Raw genomic sequence first — 16,844 nt, 5'->3', positions numbered from 1 at the left:
CATGGCGGAGCGCTTGGAGCCTTCCGGTTTCACGACCCTGAAGCTCACCGAATTCGACGACCGGCTCTATGTCCGGCTTGACCGCCCGGAGGTCAAAAACGCCATCGACCAGCTGATGGTCGACGAGCTGCACGCGGTGTGCGCCTACCTGGAGGCCACCCCGAAGGTCCTGGTGCTCTCCGGCACCCCGGCGGACCCGGGCACCGGCACCAAGGGCATCTTCGCCTCCGGCGCCGACATCGCCGAGCTGCGGATGCGCCGGCGCGACGATGCGCTGGCGGGGATCAACTCGGGCATCTTCGACAGGCTCGCCAAGCTGCCGATGCCGGTCATCGCGGCCCTGGACGGGTTCGCGCTGGGCGGCGGGGCGGAACTGGCGTACGCGGCGGACTTCCGCATCGGCACCCCCGAGCTGCGCATGGGCAACCCCGAAACCGGGCTCGGCATCATGGCCGCAGCCGGAGCCACCTGGCGGCTGAAGGAGCTCGTGGGCGAACCCGTCGCCAAGGAGATCCTGCTGGCCGGGAAGGTGCTCACGGGCGACGAGGCCCTGCGCGTCGGGCTGATCACCGAACTCGTCGAGGGCAAGGACCTGCTGGAGGCCGCCTCCGCACTGGCCGACCGCATCGGCAAGCAGGACGCGCTGGCCGTGCGCATCACCAAGTCGGTGTTCCACGCCCCGCGCGAGGCGCACCCCGTCATCGACACCCTGGCCCAGGGGATGCTCTTCGAGTCCCAGGCCAAGTTCGACCGCATGCAGGAATTCCTGGACAGGAAGAAGAAGCAATGACAACCCTCCCCAATTCACTCCCCGCCAAGGTCGGTGTGCTCGGCGGCGGACGCATGGGCGCAGGCATCGCCCACGCGTTCCTGGTCAACGGGTGCGATGTGCTGGTCGTCGAGCGCGACGAGGCTTCGGCCATCGCGGCGCGCGAGCGCGTCGAATCGGCCGCGGCGAAGTCGATCGAGCGCGGCGCCACCGATGCGAACCTCGGCGAGATGGCTTCGCGCCTGCACGTCTCGGTGGACTACGCCGACTTCGCCGACCGGTCCCTCGTGGTCGAGGCGGTCCCGGAAATCTGGGACCTGAAGGTCTCCTCGCTGCAGAGGGTCGAGGAAAACCTCGCGCCCGATGCGATCCTGGCTTCGAACACCTCCTCGCTGTCGATGAGCGGACTGGCCGCCGAGCTGCAGCGCCCGGAAAACTTCCTGGGCCTGCACTTCTTCAACCCGGTGCCGGCCTCGACCCTGATCGAGGTGGTCATCGCCAAGCAGAGCTCCGAAGAAGTGATCGAGGCGGCCCGCGGCTGGGTCAAGGCCCTGGGCAAGACCGCGGTGGTCGTCAACGACGCCCCCGGCTTCGCCTCCTCTCGCCTGGGCGTGGCGATCGCGCTGGAGGCCATGCGCATGGTCGAAGAGGGCGTCGCAAGCGCCGAGGACATCGACAACGCCATGGTGCTGGGCTACAAGCACCCGACCGGGCCGCTGAAGACCACCGACATCGTGGGCCTGGACGTGCGCCTGGGCATTGCCGAATACCTGCACGAGACCCTGGGCGACCGCTTCGCCCCGCCGCAGATCCTGCGCGACCTGGTCGAGGCGGGCCACCTGGGCCGCAAGACCGGCAAGGGCTTCTACGACTGGAACGACGCCAGGTAGTTCGCCGAACCGCGCAGCCGGTGCCCGGAGGCGTTCCATCGCCCCTCCGGGCACCGGCCCTTGCCTGCCCGTGGGCCGGGCCATGCGGGAAACCGCGGGAGTTCTTCGGTAGCGTGGAACAAGGCCCGCACGGCGGGCCACCAGGTTGTCGTCCGGGGGAGGGGAAGATCCGCAGATGCAGGCGCTGACCATGCGTATCGGGGTCCCGGCCGGGGACGCGCCGGAGTTCGAAAGCCGCTTCATCGACCACTTGGGCACCGCCTTCGCGGAGGTTCCCGGGCTGGCCCCGGCGGAGCTGGAATTTCCCCGGGACGGGCAGGCCCGCCACGCGGTGGTGCCGGAGTTCGGCTTCCGGGAGCAGGATGGAGCATGGAATCAGTGAGCAATTCGATGGACCAGCCGAGATGGGAAGGCGCCGTGAACGCGCGCCAGGTGCTGGGGAAGATCTACCGCATGGGACGCAGCGAGTGGCTGACCACCACCGGGTGGCAGCAGGCCTATGCCGACGGGGTGCGCACCGTCATCGACCTGCGCAATCCCGGCGAACGGACCCGCCGGCACACCGATCCCGACGTCGACGAGGCCGCCAAGGCGGGGATCACCATCATCAATTCCCCCACCGAGGAGCCCGGCCACCCGGAGTTCGAGGCGCTCGCGGTGCCCTACATGAACCACCCGCGCATGTATCCGGAGAACCTCGCGTTCTTCCCCGAACGGATTGCCGAGGTGTTCCACCAGATCGCCGCGGCCGAGGGCAAGATCGTGCTGCATTGCTCGGCGGGACGGGACCGCACCGGGCTGATCGTCTCGATGCTGCTCGAATTGGTGGGCCGCGAAGACCTGCTCGAACCCCAATACGAGGCAGCGTTGCGCGGGATCAACGACTGGCACAGGATCAGCGCCTACAAGCACCCCCACGAGTCCTACCTCGAGGAACAAGACCTCCTCGGCCCGCTGCACGAACGGCTCCGGGCGCTGGGGGAGTTCGTCGCCTCGCTGCGCGTCGAAGACTTCCTGCGGGAGCACGGGCTCAGCGAGACGGAGCTCGAAGCGATCAAGAACCGGCTCACCTGAATTTCCCGGCATCCGGAGCCCGCGCGCCGTAGGCTGAATAGATGACTCAGATTGTTCCCGTGACGCTGGCCGGTTCGCTGGTCACGCTCGAACCGCTGGCCCCATCCCACCACGACGAACTGGTGGCGGCCGTGCGCGACGGCGAGGTCTGGAAACTTTGGTATACGGCGGTACCGTCGCCGGAGCAGATGGGCGCGGAGATCGACCGCCGGCTGGCGTTGCAGGAGGCCGGCTCGATGCTGCCCTTCGTCACCCGGCGCAATGCCGATTCCGTGGTGCTGGGCATGACCACCTTCATGGACATCGACCCCGTGCTGCCCAGGGTGGAGATCGGCTCGACGTGGAACCGGGCCTCGGTGCGGGGAACCGGCACGAACGTCGACTCCAAGCTCCTGCTGCTCACCCATGCCTTCGAGGTCCTGGGCTGCCCGGCCGTGGAGTTCCGCACGCATTGGATGAACATGGCCTCCCGCGCCGCAATCGAGCGCCTGGGTGCCAAGCTTGACGGGGTGCTGCGCGCGCACCGGCGCACGGCCGACGGATCGCTGCGCGACACCTGCGTGTACTCGATCATCGCCCCCGAATGGCCCCAGGTCCGTGCCGGACTCGAACACCGGCTGGCCAGGCACCTGGGCAACCAGGTGCAGCGGAGGACGGAACCACCGGGTCCCGCCGCGGGAACGGGAAGCGCGACCCCGGCAGCCGGCGGTCAGCCGTCGAACGGCGCCCGCGTGTAGCTGAACACGATGACCTCCGCCGATACCTCGGCGGAGGGGGCGAAATCGACGAAGACCGACCCGACGCCGTCGGGCAGGCCGCCGGAGCCTCCCGAGGAACCGCTGGTGTTGCAGGTACTGGAAGCGCCTCCGTAGTCGCTGCCCGTGGTGCCGTCCGCGATATCGAGGCTGTACCGTGCGTCCTCGGCGCACCAGACGTAGTGCCCGATGGCGTTGGCCTCGTCGTCCAGTTGGATGATGGCACGCTGGCCGCCGTCGGACTTTTCGGCATAGAGCAGTTGCACGGACCCGGGAACGGCGGAGTCGTAGGTGAAAGTGCCCTCGAGCATCGCTCGGGCGGGGGAGCTTTTCGAGAGGCCCGACACCCGCTCGGCGAGTCCCTCGGCGGAGTAGGTCTTCAGGTCCGGGACCGGGGTGCCGGGTACCGGCTCGAGCGGCAGCGGCTCGGCGACCGGGGAGGAGGCCGGTGGCGGCAGCTCCAGCGGGACGCAGCCGGTTGTCGCCGAAGCCAGAAGCGCTGCCGCCAACGCAGTGGTCAGATACCGTTTCATCGTTTGAGCCTAGCCGTTGGAGCGGGCCAAGCGGCAAGCGCACAATAACGTTTGGGCATCATCTGGGCGGAGGGGAACGGACGGCGGCGGCTGGCCGGGACCGCCCGAAGGCGGCCCCGGCCGGGTCTCAGCGCCCGCGCCCGGCCAGCGGGTTGGTCAGGGTCCCGGCGTAGATCAGCCCGCCGGACTGGTCGGTGAGATCCAGCATCTGCGCGTTGTTGCGCAGCTGCAGCCGGTTCAGGCAGGAGAGCTCGAAGTCCGCGGCAAAGAGGTCCAGCGCCTCGAACGCCGCGGCCGTCTCCGGGTGCCGGTCGCGGTAGTCGCGCAGGCTGCGTGCGGCGGTGTCCCAGAACCGATCCTCGCTGCAGATCCCCTCGCGGGCCAGCAGCGGCGCGAGGAAGCGCAGGAAGCAGTCGACGATGTCGGTGAAGACCACCAGCCGGCGCTCGGCGTCCGGGACCGCGGCCCGGATCCGCTCGACCTGGGGCGGCAGCGGCTGCCGGTCCCCGAGCACCGCGACCTCCTCGGCCAGGTCCTTGTGCAGCACCTTCACCGGGACCGAATCCTCCAGCACCAGGATGACGTTTTCCCCGTGCGGCATGAACGCCAGGTCGTAGCGGCACAGGCAGTGCACCAGCGGCACCAGGTAGGCGTCGAAGTAGCGGGACAGCCAGTCGGTGGCGGCGAGCCCCGAGCGGCGGATGTGCGCGGCGGCCAGCGAGGCGCCGGCCGAATCCACGTGCAGCAGCGAGGCCATGGTGGCCAGCTGCTGCCCGGGCGCGATCGACGCGGCGGGGGACTCGCGCCAGAGCGCGGCCAGCATCTTGCGCTGCGGGGCATCGGGGCCGGCAGCCTCGTAGAGCGGGTTGGCGTAGCCGACCGCGGCGATCTCGCGCAGCAGCCCCACGTTGCCGCCGGCCAGTTCCGCGTCGTTCGCGAAGATGCCGGACAGCCACGCGTTGATGGCCGGGGTGCCCTCCATGTAGGCGGCCGAGAGCCCGCGCATGAAGCCCATGTTCAGCACCGACAGGGCGGTCTTCACGTAGTGGCGCGTCGGCGCGCTGCGGTTGAAGAAGGTGCGGATCGACTGCTGCGGCTGGTAGAGGTCCGCCCCGGCACCCAGGTGCACCAGGTGCCCGCTGGCGACATCCCCGGCGAAACCGACGGAGAGCTTGTGCTCCCACTGCCAGGGGTGGACCGGGATGAGCACGAAGTCCTCCGGGTCCAGGCCGCTGGCCGCGCAGGCCTCGGCGATCCGTGCCCGGAAGCGCGCCAGCTGCCGGGCACCGAGCTCGTCCTGCAGCAGCGTCTCGACATCCAGCCCGGGCAGCGTGCTGTAGCTGGCGCGGGAGCCGTGCGCGGCAATCCACTGCAGGGCCAGGGCCGCCCCGGTCTCCGGGGCGTGGTCCAGGTAGCCGGTGGCGCCCAGGCCCAGCCGGCCGTTGTTGGCCACGAAGCACGGGTGCCCCTCGGTCATCGCGGCCTCGGTGCGCTGGAAGTCGGCGACCGCGTCCCCGGTCCCGGCGGCCAGCTCTGCCGCGCTCGCCGTGGAGTGCAGCTGCTTGTAGCAGTGCGAAGCCAGGGTGCTGGTGATTTCCTCGAGGTACACCGGCAGCTGGGCGTCGGGCATGCCCAGGGTGTCGCGGAAGGCCAGCACGAAGGCGGCGGCGTCCGGGGCCGCAGGCTCCCCGTTGACGGTGGCTTCCAGCGAATCCGGGTCGATGACCCAGTGCTCCAGGGCGTGGACGGTCGCGGAAAAGCGGTATGTGTGGGTTCCGGTGCCCACGGACCAGCCGCCGTCCGCGGGCACGGGGGCCAGCAGCCGCTCGTGGGTGAACTCGGCAATCGCCTTGGCCAGCAGGTGGCGGTTGGCGTTCTCCCAGCGGCCGGGGGACAGGTGCACGGCGGCACTTGCGGGGCGGGCCGTCGCGGCGGCGAAGTCCGCCCTGGTGCAGATCGAAAGCAGCGCGGTCTTGGCCGGGGTGTCGTCCCCGCCCGGCAGCTCGATCCGGCCGGCGGGGCGGAAACCCAGCCGGGAGTTCAGCGAGTGGACGGCGGTGTTCGCGGCGTCGGGCTCGACCACGATCCGCAGCACCGCCGGATCCGCGAAGAGGTGGGCGAGCGCCGCCTCCATGGCCGCGGCGCTGAAGCCCGGCAGGGCCTTGCCGTCCCCGGGGCCGGCGAGCAGCAGGTGCATGCCGGTGTCGCCGTGCCGGTGGGCGTAGCGGCCGGCCAGCGCCGAGTGTTCCGGGGCATAGTGCTCGAGCAGGAACATCGGTTCCGGTTCGGCCGCACCGCGCGGGGCGGGCAGCAGGCCCAGCAGCACGTGGTGGTGCGCCGAGCCGTCGAGCTGCTCGTAGGCGGCGCGGACCTCGGGGACGGTCGTGCCGATCATGCCCCAGTAGCGGGCCCGCTCGGTGTTCACCCATCCGTGCAGCAAGGCGGCGTCGGTTCCCGGATCGAAGCGGCGGAGGGTGAAGTCGGTGGCCGCCGGCGCGGTGCGGCGGGCCGGGGGAAGGACGATGGCGGGCGTGAAAATCATGCGTGGGCTCCTTCGAGCGTGGGGGAGGGCGATGCGGGGGCGGTGGCGGGGCTGCCGAAGGACTGGAACCCGATGCGTTTTTCCACCGCGTAGTGCTCGTATCCCAGGATCCGGTTGATGATCACGGAGTTGCGGTACGCGCCCATGCCGAGGTCGGGGGCGGTGAAGCCGTGGGTGTGCAGCTCGGCGTTCTGCACCAGCACGTCGCCGTCGTTGTTGACCGCGTAGTTCCGGTCAACATCCAGCCGGCCGTCGGCAAATCGGTTGATGCGCTCCCCGAGCCCGGCCAGGAAGGCCGGCTCGCGGTAGGCGTAGCCGGTGGCCAGCACCATGGTGTCGGCCACGGTGGAGAACTCCCCGCCGTCGTCCTGGTTGCGCAGCAGCATCTCCAGGGCGCCGTCGCGGTGTTCGATGCCCTGCAGGGACGTGGCAGCGCGGAGGGTGGCCGGGGCGTGCCCGGAGACCTGGCGGCGGTAGAGCAGCTCGTGGATCTCGTCGATCAACTCGGCGTTGATGCCCTTGTACAGGCCCTTCTGGCTGGCCGAAAGCGCGTCGCGGGTGCCCTGCGGCAACCCGTGGAAGTGGTCGATGTATTCCGGTGAGGTCATCTCCAGGGTCAGCTTGGTGTATTCGAGCGGGAAAAAGCGCGCGGAGCGGGTCACCCACTGCAGGTGCTGCTCCGGACCCAGGGTCCCGAGCAGGTCGGCGAAGACCTCCGCGGCGCTCTGTCCGCTGCCCACCACCGCGATGCGGGAGCCCGCGGCGATCGCTGCGCGGGCGGGACGGTAGCCGCTGCTGTGCACCGCGGCCCCGGTTCCCAGCACGGATGCGGGGACGGAAGCGGGCAGGTGCGGGGTGGTGCCGGTGCCCAGCACCAGGCGGCGGGTGCGCACGGTGGAGACGCCGTCGCCGGTGTGCACGTCGAGCTCGTACAGGCCGTCGGCGTAGCGGGCCGCGGCCACGTGCGCACCGAAGCGCACCGAGGGCAGGCGGGCGGCCGCCCAGCGCAGGTAGTTGTTGTATTCCTCGCGCAGCGGGTAGAAGTTCTCACGGATGTAGAACGGGTAGAGGCGTCCGGTGTCCTTCAGGTGGTTCAGAAAGGAGAGCGGGTGGGCGGGATCGGCCATGGTGACCAGGTCGGCCATGAAGGGAACCTGCAGGTGGGTCCCCTCGAGCATCATGCCCGGGTGCCAGGCGAATTCCTCGGCGCGCTCAAGCACCAGCACCTCGAGCCCCGGCGCGGTGTCCGCCAGCGCCGCGAAGCCGAGGTTGAAGGGGCCGGCGCCGATGCCCACGGCATCCCAGATTCGGTCGTGAAGCGGCGCGCTCATGCGGCAGCCATCCCGGTGCGCATCTGGCAGATCGCCCGGCCGCGGGACACCACGGCATCGAGGATTCCCGCGACGTCACCGTGCGTGGTGTTCGGGTTCAACAGCGTCAGTTTCAGGTGGCGCACCCCGTCGATGGTCGTGGCAGCGACCATGGCTGCCCCGGAGTCGTAGAGTGCCGTGCGGATGGCGTTGGCCAGCGGCTCGGTCGCGGTGTCCGTGGCGGCTTCGGGGCCAGACGGCACGTAGCGGAAGACCACGGTGCTCAATTGCACCTCGGCGGCGAGCTCGAGCTCGGGGTGCGCTTGAACCATCGCTGCGGCGGCGGCCGCGAGGTCCATGACCGAGTCGAACATCTGCCCGATCGCCTCGGTGCCCAGCGCGCGCAGCGTCACCCAGAGCTTGAGGGCGTCGAAGCGGCGGGTTGTGGCCAGGGACTTGTCGACCTGGTTGGGGGTGCGCCCGGCCTCGGCGGCGGGGTTCAGGTACTCGGCGTGGTGCGAGACCAACGCAAGGGCCGCCCGGTTGCGGACCAGGATTGCGCTGGATCCGATGGGCTGGAAGAAGGACTTGTGGAAGTCGACTGTCACCGAATCGGCTGCCTCGATCCCGGCAAGCATCCCGCGGTGTCGCCGCGAGGCCAGCAGCCCGCAACCGTAGGCGGCATCGACGTGGAACCAGGCCCCGTGTTCGGCGGCCAGGGAGCCGATGGCCACCAGCGGGTCGATGGAGCCGAAGTCGGTGGTCCCGGCGGTGGCCACGATGGCCATGGCGCGCAGCCCGGCCGCTCTGTCCTTTTCCAGTGCGCGCCGCAGGGCGGAGGCGTCCATCCGGTGGAGCGCGTCGCACTCGATGGCAACGACCGCCTCGGCGCCCAGCCCCAGCAGGGACGCGGAGGTGGAGATGCTGAAGTGGCTGTCGGCGGAGGCATAGATGCGCAGTCCGGCGAGGCACTCGGGCAGCGACCCCGGGGCCCCTGCCACCGCGGTGTTGCGGGCCAGCAGCATGGCCTGGAGGTTCGAGGCGGTGCCGCCGCTGGTGAACACGCCGTCGGCGTCCGGGCCCAGCCCGGCCAGGCCGGCTGCCCAGTCGACGAGCCGCTGTTCGATGAGGGTGGCGCCGGCGCTTTGGTCCCAGGTGTCCATCGAGGTGTTCACCGTGGTGACCAGGGCCTCGGCGGCAATTGCTGGCAGGGCGACAGGGCAGTTCAGGTGGGCGGCGTAGCGCGGATGGTGGAAGTAGACCGCATCTCGCAGGTACAGCTCGGTGGCCTCTTCCAGGGCTGCGGCCGTGCTGCCCAGCGGTGTGCGCAGGTCCACGGCGTCGAGCCGGGCGCGCAGGGCTTCCGGGCGGGGCCCGGTGGTGGGGCCCGTGGCTCCGGCAATCGTTCGGGCCGCAAGCCGGGCTGCGGAGGCGAACTCCTCGGCCATTCTTTCGGCGGTATCGCTGGTGAGCAATTGCCCGGCAGCAAGGTCAGCAGGGGAGGACAGGGATTGCGCCAGTTGACGTTGGGGCGTCATGGGGCTCCTTCAATATCGGTGACTGCCACGATGCGAGATGGAAAGGTTATGCTTACCTAACTCGTGACCAGATATTAAAGACACAGTGGCGGGAGCTAATGCAACTTAAGTTCAACAAGCAACCAAAAATTCCATGTCGGACGGCCCAAAGTGGCCGTCGTGTTTCTGCGTGCCCGGAAATGACCGCAGGACGCCAATTGCCGGGTGTAACAATTCGGAAGGAACCAAGGAAGAGGCCTGGCGTTGACAAGGCATGGCGGCGTCGGGAAGCGGCACCTTCAAAGGTTGCGCGCGTCCACCATGAATGGAATGCGCGCCCGGAGACCGGGTGCGGCCTTGGGGTTCTTCAGTCCTCTTGCGTACCGGTGTAGGCGACCACGCTGAGCACCATGTCGGATTCACCCTCGAAGCGGACCTGTATCTGCCCGGCTTCCTGGGTTTCCCGCAGGCCGGCACGCATGCCGCTGGGACCCTCGGAACCGCATGAGCCCACGCTGCTGCTGCCGCCTGTTTCCCGCCCATTGCCGTCGATGACCGAGAAAGCGTGCGGTACTGACCTTGAACAGGTCAATTCAACGCTGATGCGGTCGCTGGTGAGATTGCGGGGCAGTTCAAAGTCCATGCTGGATGAGAAGCGTTCGGCCAGCACCACGTGCTCGCTGCCCGGTTCGCCATCGTCGAGCGGGTGCAGGCCCTGCTGGATCTGGTGGGCGGCCATGGAAGGCGGCAGCTGCGAGATTCGCTTTCTCAGCCCGTCCGCGGAATACGGCTGCAGGGGCACCGGTGTTTCGGTCACCTGGATGGGCAGCGGGTGTGCATCGTGGTTTCCGCCGCTCGAGGAGGAAGGCTCCGGGGCATCGTTGCTCCCGTCAATCGGCATGCAGGCCGTCAACAACAGCCCCAGCCCGGCCAGGGTCGCAACCACCATCGAAAAACGGTTCATGACCTGACCCTATACGCATGCTTCGGCGTGTGGGCGGTTTAGTGGGTTCGATCCCGCATCATTCGGGATTCACTGCCCTTCAGCGCGCGTGAGGGTCACGACGCTGAGTTCCATCCCGGATTCCCGGTCAAAGGCGAGTTGCACCTGGCCCAGCTGGGGGTTGCCCCGGATGCCGATCCCAAAGCCGCTGGGCCCGCCGGGCGAACACTCCGATGACGAGCCGCCGCCCAGCGGGGCCCCGTTAATGTCGAAGAGCATGACCTCGAAGCCGATGCTCTTCGAGCAGGCCACCTCGATGAGGACCATGTCGCCCGGGTTTTCCCGGGGCAGTGCAAAACGGCTGCTTGCGGTCAATTGCTCTGCCAAAAGCACCTGTTCGCTGCCCGGGACTCCATAGTCGATGGGGTGCAATCCCTGTTGGATCTGGGGTGCGGCCATCGAGTGCGGCAGCTTGGCGATCCGCTGGTCGAGGTCGATGGTGCTGTATTCCTGCAGCGGCAGATCCTCACGCGGCGCTTCGACGGGCGGCACATAGGTGTCGCCGGTGGAGCTCGTGGATTCGTCGGGTGTCGGGACGGAGGTGTTCCCGTCAATCGGCACGCAGGCCGCCAGCAAGAGGCCAAGGCCGGCCAATGCTGCGATCAATCCCGAAAAACGCTTCATGGCCTCACCTTATCTGCGCCGCCCGGTACCCGCTCGCTTCGGCAACCCATCCTTGCAATGTGTCGGATTCCCTCGGGGCGTTCCTACGCCAAGAACGAAGAGGCCTTGCCGCTGGACCGGGCGCGCTGTTGGCTCGAAGCATGAAACAGATTCTGTTGTTGGGCGGGACCGGGTGGCTGGGGCAAACCATTTCCCTCCAGGCGCTGGACCGCGGACACTCGGTGACCGCGCTGGCCCGCGGCACCAAGCCTTTTACCCCTGGTGTCCGCGCCGTGATCGCCGACCGCGAAGCACCTGACGCCTACGAACAGGTGGCGGGCCGGGCCTGGGACCTGGTCATCGAGCTCACCGACAGGCCGCCTTTCGCACGGGAGGCGGTGCAACACCTTGGCGGATCGGCCGGGAACTGGGTCTTCATATCCTCGTGTTCGGTCTATGACCTCCAGTCCGAACCCGGCGCCGACGAGACCGCGAGGACCGCCGAACCGCTGCCCGGAGCGGAGGACGGGGAGGATGCGGATTTCGGGCGGGCCAAGTCCGCATGCGAGGAAGTGAGCGTCCGGTATCGCAACGGCGGGGCGTTGGTTGTCCGTCCCGGGTTGATCGGCGGTCCCGGGGACCCGAGTGGACGCAGCACCTACTGGCCGCTGCGCTTCGCCGAACGCCGGGATCCGGTCCTCGTCCCGAAGGCACCCGACGGGGAAGCCCATGTGCAAATCATCGATGTGCGCGACCTCGCCGCCTTCATCCTCGACGCGGGCCTGGCCGGGGAACACGGATACGTCAACGCCGTGGGCGAGGCGCACCGCCTGGGCCAGGCGCTGGAGATGGCCCGGGAAGCGGCCGCAACCGTGGCAGCCTCCAACGGGCGGCCGGCGCCCGAACACCAAGTGGTTGGCTACGACGTGTCCAGGATGGCGGCGGACGGTGTGAATCCGTGGGCGGGTCCCACATCGCTGCCGCTTCTGCTGCCGCCGGGCGACGGATATGCAGGGTTTGCCCGCCGCTCGGATGCCCGTGCCCTGCAGCTGGGGTTGCGCCGGCGGAGCCTGCGGCAGACGTTTGAAGACATCGTCCGTTCCGGAGGGGAAACCGATGTGGATTCGCTGAGCTCCGGGCTCACCGCGGCGGAAGAACAGCGGCTCCTGGCTCGCTGAGAATCCGGCTCCGTCCCGGTGCCCGGGGCGCGGACGTTTGACACCCGGCACCGGTGGGCAGCAGGATTGAATGGTCCCATTGTCTACGAACGGACATGACGTGCTTGTAGTTCTCGCCTTCGCCTAACCGCGCCAGGACCCCCATGCCCTCCACCCCGATGCCGGGGCAAGATCGAGGCCATGGTGATGTTTCGGCGCATCCACCGTCGAAACGAGAACAACCATGCAGCACCACAACCCCATCGTCATTGACCGCCTCGGCTATTCCTGGCCCAACGGCGGCACCGTCTTCGAAGGGCTCTCCACCACGTTTTCGCGCGGAACCACCGGGCTGATCGGGCCCAACGGCTCGGGCAAGTCAACGCTCCTGCGGCTGATCGCCGGCGAACTGGCACCCGTTCGGGGCGCCATCCACACTGACTCGCAACCCGCCTACCTGGCGCAAGACATCGTCCTTGACACCCGCCGCAGCGTGGCCGACCTCATGGGAATCGCCACCAAGCTCGCTGCGCTGCAGCGCGTCCTGGCGAACACCACCGAGAACCTGGAACTCGACCTGGAAGCCGTCGGTGACGACTGGGACCTGGAGGAGCGGTCGTCGGCGCTGCTGAACGGATATCTGGAGGTGCCGGTCGCCCCGGAATTCCTGACGCGCACCGTGGGTACGCTCTCCGGCGGCGAAACCATGGCCGTGGGCCTGGCGGGGGTCGAACTCCGCGGCGCCGGCATCATGCTGCTGGACGAGCCGACGAACAACCTTGACCGGACCGCCCGCCACCGCCTCTACGACATGGTGCAGCGCCATCCCGGAACCCTGGTGGTCTCCACCCACGACAAGACGCTGCTGCGGCTCCTCGACTCGCTGGCGGAATTGCGGCCGGTGAATGTCCGGGCACTGCGGGCCGAGAAGTTCGACCTGGTGCGCTTCGGGGACTGGGATTCCAGGGCCGAGGCCCTGGGCCACGAGGGGGACAGCGCCGAGCGCCGTCTCAGCGACGCCCGCCGAAAACTGGCCATCGAGAAGCGCCAGGGCCGCGAGGCCGAGACAAAGATCGCCAGGCGGGCCAAGCAAGGCAGGAAGGCCGCCGAATCGATGCCCAAGATCCTGGCCAACTCGCTGCGCAACCAGGCCGAGGTGTCCGCCGCCAAAAACCGGGGCATCATGAAATCGCATGAAGCGGATGCTGCAGCGGAACTGGCTGCCGCACGCGAGGCGGTGCCGGTTGACCTGCGTATCGCCATCGACCTTCCGGACACCCGCGTTCCGGCGGGACGCGGCATCGTCGAAATCCCGGTCTCCGCGATCTCCCGCGGGGCCGTGCTCGAACACGCCGAGCCCCTGGCGGAGGACTCGGTGCTCGCGATCCGGGGGCCCGAACGCATTGGGCTGGCCGGTGGCAACGGTGTCGGGAAGTCGACGTTGCTGGGCCAGATCGAGGCCGCGGCCAAGGTGCCGACCGGTTTCCTGCGCCAGCGGCTTGGCGCAGCGGAATCCGACGGCTGGGCAGGCCTCCATGACGGGCTGGGCATGTTGGAGAACCTGCGTCTGGCGGCGCCGGGCGTGGAGCCGGGGACCTTGCGGGAGAAGCTGGCGGCATTCCACTTCCGGGGGAGCCGGGTCGATGAACCGGTCTCGCAGTTGTCAGGTGGTGAAAGATTCAGGGTTGCCCTGGCGATGATCCTGCTGGCCGACCCCGCTCCCCAGCTCCTGCTGCTCGACGAGCCGACGAACAACCTGGACATGGCCACGATCGAGCAGTTGCTCTCGGCGCTCGAGTCGTTTGGCGGTGCCATGGTTGTGGCCAGCCACGACGAGGAATTCCTCGCCGCGCTGGCCACGGATCGTGAATGGGAGATGCAACGGGCGGTTACGTCGCCGGACGCATGACATGCTTGGTGCCCGGCACATGCTCTGGTGCATGGGCGACCGCCCGCGCACCGACCTCGGCCAGCGCGATGAGGGCGAAGGCGTTGGCGCCGTGCAGCAGCCCCACCCATGCCGATTCGAAGGCCACGAAGGCCAACGTGATCTGCACTGCCACGGCCAGAAGGAGCCACAGGGCCCACTTGAGTCCGGCGTGGCCCAGCAAAGCGACGACCACCAGCGCCAGCACGAGTACCGGAACGACGTACATCCCGATCATGCCGTGCAGCATCGCTGACAACGGGGGCTCGGTGGGGAGCGTCCCTGATTCCAGCGAGGGGATCAGCCCGAACATGGACCAAGCGATCAGTGCTGCCTGAACAACAACGGCAGCGGCAATGATGTGGGCAATAACCTTGTATGCGGTACGCAACGTGTATGTCCTTTCTGGGAATTGCTCAAGGTACCGAATGTGAGGGCCAGCGGTGGCCACGTGGCCGCATTTTCCTGCCGAATGGTGCGAGTGGTTTCGTGTCGTTTGCGCGGCCCAAGCGTTTTTGATGGCTAACGATAGCTCCGATGGGTGCCCGATACCAGCACGGCGAATGAACCAATTTAGCCCGTGCGGGTGTGGAGCGGTTGTCGGGGCTCCGGATGCCTACCAGGCCTCGGCGATGAGTTCGGCCAGCAGTTCCTCTCCGTCGACATCCAAGCCGCGCGACCGGAACCAGCCGCAGATGTTTTGGCAGTCGCGTTGCAGCAGCCCGACACCGCGTTCATTCCCCGCAAGGTCGACAAATTGCGGCAAGTCGATGACGACGATACGGTCCCCGGCGGCGAGCACGTTGTAGGGGGAGAGGTCCCCATGGGCAAATCCCAGCCGCGCAAAGACCTTCATGGCGTCCACGATTTGTTCCCAGTAGCGGACCAGCCGCTCGGGGTCGGGGCGCACATGTTGCAGGCGCGGTGCCGCGGCGCCCGGGGCCTCGGGATCCTCGATGAACTCCATCAGGATTTCCGTGCCCATGATCTGTACCGGATAGGGAACCGGGGCGCCTGCCTCGAAACAGAGCCGGAGGTATTGCCATTCGGAACTGGCCCAACGCGAGGCCTCCACGAGCCGCCCGTAGGTGCTGCCGTTTTTCAGGGCCCGGGCATCACGTGAGCGCCTGACGTTTCGCCCCTCGGTGTAGGTCGAGGACCGGGTGAAGGACCTCTGCTCCGGTGAACGGTAACGCTTGGCAGCCAACAACACGTGTTGGTCCGAGGTGGCCCGCTCGACCAAGAAGACGTCGGCCTCCTTGCCGGTCTTGAGCACGCCGAGCTCGGTGTCGATGGCACCGGCATCTTCGATGACGAACTCGGGGTAGGGCAAGGGCCCCCGCATGAGTTTCTCGGTGGCCGGCCAGGTTGACCAGCGCTGTGATTCCGAGAGCTGGTCGTCAAGATAGTTCCAGTCATCCGCGCGATCGGTGTGCTTGGTGTTGGCGCCCGCGGATCGCCGTTCAAAGGTGTCTGGAAAGCTGTTTTCTACGTAATTCTGCATTGCTGGAGTAACTCCTGTGGGAAGGAAAGCATGGATCCGGGGTCACGGCTGGGACACTCATTGGTTTCCTCCTCAGGTAGTTACTGTTGCAGTCGCTTCAAGGACACCACAACTCATTGGCGTGTGTCAATCACTTGGGATCATGGGCTTTGGGTCGGGATGGGTGCCATTGCCGAGCATAACGATAAGCATTATGGTTGCATGAAGGTCCGGGGAGCTTCCTCCCCGGTCTACATCAAGCGGGGCGGAGCCGGGACAATGTCCATATTGGGAACTATCGTCATGTTGCTTATGGCGCTTCTGGTGGCACTGCTTGTGGCGCCGTATGTGCACCGGAAGGGCGGGACCCCGGAAGTTGGACTTACTCGGTGGGTGGCCATCGCCTACGTGGTGATTGCCGGCGGAGCAACAATCTACCGGCTTGCCGAGATCGCGATGAGTCCCAATCTGAGAATCAGCATGCCGGTGCAGGAGTTCTGGCCGCAGATCCCCGCAAGTGCGGGTGTGGAGGGGCCAACCGCTCAGGTGGTTTCCGGTGGATTCACCGAGGCCCTCGTCGAAGTCCAGGGACTGGCATCCGGAACGCGGTGGCTGCTCGGGGCGGGAGAGCTTCTTCAGGGGATTGCGGCACTTTTCATTGGGGCAGCGGTCATCAGCATGTGCAACGGACACCTCAAGAATTCGAGCTTCAGGCCGGCGCTCGTCAAGTGGTTCTCCGCCGCGGCCGTGGTGATTGTGGTGTGCGGGCTGGTCTGGCAGGTGCTCGAAGGCATTGCGGGGTTGCAGGCATCCGAGCAGGTGCTGGGAGTTGTCGGGGCGCACTGGGATACGGCCAGCATGGGCCGCGAAAGCCTGAATGACATCATTGGCCAGCTGGAGCCAAGCGGGTTCGCGCTTCAAGTGAATTTCTGGCCGCTCTGGGCCGGGCTTGGACTGTTCACCACGGCGCAGATATTCAAGCGCGGACTCGAAATGCAAAAAGACACGGCAGGACTGATTTAGTGGCTCGCGAAGAGTCCGAGGACCACACCGAGATCAGATGCCACTTGGGGGAATTGCTTGAAGAAAGGTCGATGACGCTGGTCGAACTGGGCGAGCGGGTGGATATCAGCGTGGTGAACCTGTCGATTCTCAAGAACAACCGTGCCAGGGCAATGCGCTTCTCCACGCTGCAGGCGATCTGCAAAGCCCTGGACTGTGAAGTCGGGGAACTGCTCAGCTACGTGCCGGAGCGGTAGCAGGCCAACGCTCGCCTGCCGA

Annotated in this window: 16 protein-coding genes and 1 pseudogene; 9 read left to right on the top strand and 8 right to left on the bottom strand. The window is 67.6% G+C overall.

Features of this window, described 5'->3' with window-relative positions:
- Position 1 precedes the first annotated feature (1 nt).
- The 5 genes and pseudogenes from FPY90_RS08550 to FPY90_RS08530 all read left to right on the top strand — a co-directional run.
- Positions 2 to 790, top strand: a complete 789-nt coding sequence (locus tag FPY90_RS08550) for an enoyl-CoA hydratase/isomerase family protein (RefSeq protein ID WP_498684999.1) — start codon at positions 2 to 4, stop codon at positions 788 to 790.
- Complete coding sequence (locus FPY90_RS08545; protein WP_071212788.1) at positions 787 to 1,659, top strand: 3-hydroxyacyl-CoA dehydrogenase family protein; 873 nt, start codon at positions 787 to 789, stop codon at positions 1,657 to 1,659. Before FPY90_RS08550 ends, FPY90_RS08545 begins: the two co-directional genes overlap by 4 nt.
- 175 nt (positions 1,660 to 1,834) lie before the next feature.
- On the top strand, positions 1,835 to 2,041 hold the full coding sequence (locus FPY90_RS08540; RefSeq protein ID WP_498684998.1) for a hypothetical protein: 207 nt from the start codon (positions 1,835 to 1,837) through the stop codon (positions 2,039 to 2,041).
- Positions 2,038 to 2,733, top strand: a complete 696-nt coding sequence (locus tag FPY90_RS08535; protein ID WP_498684996.1) for a tyrosine-protein phosphatase — start codon at positions 2,038 to 2,040, stop codon at positions 2,731 to 2,733. Before FPY90_RS08540 ends, FPY90_RS08535 begins: the two co-directional genes overlap by 4 nt.
- A 41-nt stretch (positions 2,734 to 2,774) precedes the next feature.
- Positions 2,775 to 3,359 (top strand): annotated as a pseudogene (locus FPY90_RS08530) (GNAT family N-acetyltransferase); the annotation flags it as partial.
- A gap of 83 nt (positions 3,360 to 3,442) precedes the next feature.
- On the opposite strand, the gene FPY90_RS08525 reads toward FPY90_RS08530, so the two are convergent.
- From FPY90_RS08525 to FPY90_RS08500, 6 genes are all read right to left on the bottom strand, one after another.
- Positions 3,443 to 4,021: a hypothetical protein gene (locus tag FPY90_RS08525; RefSeq protein WP_175475356.1), complete on the bottom strand. Its 579-nt coding sequence runs from the start codon at positions 4,019 to 4,021 to the stop codon at positions 3,443 to 3,445.
- 127 nt (positions 4,022 to 4,148) lie between these two features.
- Positions 4,149 to 6,563, bottom strand: coding sequence for a GNAT family N-acetyltransferase (locus FPY90_RS08520; RefSeq protein WP_498684995.1), 2,415 nt, complete (start codon positions 6,561 to 6,563; stop codon positions 4,149 to 4,151).
- Positions 6,560 to 7,894, bottom strand: a complete 1,335-nt coding sequence (locus FPY90_RS08515) for a lysine N(6)-hydroxylase/L-ornithine N(5)-oxygenase family protein (RefSeq protein ID WP_498684994.1) — start codon at positions 7,892 to 7,894, stop codon at positions 6,560 to 6,562. Before FPY90_RS08515 ends, FPY90_RS08520 begins: the two co-directional genes overlap by 4 nt.
- Positions 7,891 to 9,411, bottom strand: coding sequence for a pyridoxal phosphate-dependent decarboxylase family protein (locus FPY90_RS08510; protein WP_498684992.1), 1,521 nt, complete (start codon positions 9,409 to 9,411; stop codon positions 7,891 to 7,893). Before FPY90_RS08510 ends, FPY90_RS08515 begins: the two co-directional genes overlap by 4 nt.
- A 346-nt stretch (positions 9,412 to 9,757) precedes the next feature.
- Entirely contained in the window at positions 9,758 to 10,354 is a 597-nt protein-coding gene (locus FPY90_RS08505) for a hypothetical protein (protein ID WP_139194658.1), read from the bottom strand.
- Positions 10,355 to 10,423: 69 nt separating this feature from the next.
- Complete coding sequence (locus FPY90_RS08500; RefSeq protein WP_071212796.1) at positions 10,424 to 11,017, bottom strand: hypothetical protein; 594 nt, start codon at positions 11,015 to 11,017, stop codon at positions 10,424 to 10,426.
- Positions 11,018 to 11,157: 140 nt separating this feature from the next.
- Here FPY90_RS08500 and FPY90_RS08495 point away from each other — a divergent pair, with 140 nt between their 5' ends.
- Both FPY90_RS08495 and FPY90_RS08490 read left to right on the top strand, forming a co-directional pair.
- Positions 11,158 to 12,174 carry an NAD-dependent epimerase/dehydratase family protein gene (locus FPY90_RS08495; protein WP_071212797.1) on the top strand — a complete coding sequence of 339 codons (1,017 nt, stop codon included), beginning with the start codon at positions 11,158 to 11,160 and terminating at the stop codon, positions 12,172 to 12,174.
- 223 nt (positions 12,175 to 12,397) lie between these two features.
- Positions 12,398 to 14,062 (top strand): ATP-binding cassette domain-containing protein, encoded by a 1,665-nt coding sequence (locus FPY90_RS08490; RefSeq protein WP_498684989.1) that lies wholly within the window; start codon positions 12,398 to 12,400, stop codon positions 14,060 to 14,062.
- Here the strand turns inward: FPY90_RS08490 and FPY90_RS08485 are convergent.
- Together FPY90_RS08485 and FPY90_RS08480 are read right to left on the bottom strand one after the other, a co-directional pair.
- Positions 14,043 to 14,471: a hypothetical protein gene (locus FPY90_RS08485; RefSeq protein WP_071212799.1), complete on the bottom strand. Its 429-nt coding sequence runs from the start codon at positions 14,469 to 14,471 to the stop codon at positions 14,043 to 14,045. The genes FPY90_RS08490 and FPY90_RS08485 overlap by 20 nt on opposite strands.
- 225 nt (positions 14,472 to 14,696) lie before the next feature.
- Positions 14,697 to 15,584: a serine protein kinase RIO gene (locus FPY90_RS08480; protein WP_498684988.1), complete on the bottom strand. Its 888-nt coding sequence runs from the start codon at positions 15,582 to 15,584 to the stop codon at positions 14,697 to 14,699.
- Positions 15,585 to 15,743: 159 nt separating this feature from the next.
- Here FPY90_RS08480 and FPY90_RS08475 point away from each other — a divergent pair, with 159 nt between their 5' ends.
- The gene (locus FPY90_RS08475) at positions 15,744 to 16,586 is read left to right on the top strand and encodes a hypothetical protein (RefSeq protein ID WP_498684985.1); all 843 of its coding nucleotides are present in this window, start codon (positions 15,744 to 15,746) and stop codon (positions 16,584 to 16,586) included.
- Positions 16,586 to 16,822: a helix-turn-helix domain-containing protein gene (locus tag FPY90_RS08470; protein ID WP_071212802.1), complete on the top strand. Its 237-nt coding sequence runs from the start codon at positions 16,586 to 16,588 to the stop codon at positions 16,820 to 16,822. Before FPY90_RS08475 ends, FPY90_RS08470 begins: the two co-directional genes overlap by 1 nt.
- The last annotated feature ends 22 nt before the right edge of the window (positions 16,823 to 16,844 follow it).

Source organism: Arthrobacter sp. C2 (assembly GCA_024207135.1).
Classification (GTDB): Bacteria; Actinomycetota; Actinomycetes; order Actinomycetales; family Micrococcaceae; genus Paeniglutamicibacter.
This window is presented reverse-complemented; position numbering and strand designations above follow the sequence as displayed.

Coding starts and splice junctions, on each gene's coding strand:
- FPY90_RS08550 (WP_498684999.1), top strand. CDS start 2: ATGGCGGAGCGCTTGGAGCCTTCCGGTTTCACGACCCTGAAGCTCACC.
- FPY90_RS08545 (WP_071212788.1), top strand. CDS start 787: ATGACAACCCTCCCCAATTCACTCCCCGCCAAGGTCGGTGTGCTCGGC.
- FPY90_RS08540 (WP_498684998.1), top strand. CDS start 1,835: ATGCAGGCGCTGACCATGCGTATCGGGGTCCCGGCCGGGGACGCGCCG.
- FPY90_RS08525 (WP_175475356.1), bottom strand. CDS start 4,021: ATGAAACGGTATCTGACCACTGCGTTGGCGGCAGCGCTTCTGGCTTCG.
- FPY90_RS08520 (WP_498684995.1), bottom strand. CDS start 6,563: ATGATTTTCACGCCCGCCATCGTCCTTCCCCCGGCCCGCCGCACCGCG.
- FPY90_RS08515 (WP_498684994.1), bottom strand. CDS start 7,894: ATGAGCGCGCCGCTTCACGACCGAATCTGGGATGCCGTGGGCATCGGC.
- FPY90_RS08510 (WP_498684992.1), bottom strand. CDS start 9,411: ATGACGCCCCAACGTCAACTGGCGCAATCCCTGTCCTCCCCTGCTGAC.
- FPY90_RS08505 (WP_139194658.1), bottom strand. CDS start 10,354: ATGAACCGTTTTTCGATGGTGGTTGCGACCCTGGCCGGGCTGGGGCTG.
- FPY90_RS08500 (WP_071212796.1), bottom strand. CDS start 11,017: ATGAAGCGTTTTTCGGGATTGATCGCAGCATTGGCCGGCCTTGGCCTC.
- FPY90_RS08495 (WP_071212797.1), top strand. CDS start 11,158: ATGAAACAGATTCTGTTGTTGGGCGGGACCGGGTGGCTGGGGCAAACC.
- FPY90_RS08490 (WP_498684989.1), top strand. CDS start 12,398: ATGCAGCACCACAACCCCATCGTCATTGACCGCCTCGGCTATTCCTGG.
- FPY90_RS08480 (WP_498684988.1), bottom strand. CDS start 15,584: ATGCAGAATTACGTAGAAAACAGCTTTCCAGACACCTTTGAACGGCGA.
- FPY90_RS08475 (WP_498684985.1), top strand. CDS start 15,744: ATGGGTGCCATTGCCGAGCATAACGATAAGCATTATGGTTGCATGAAG.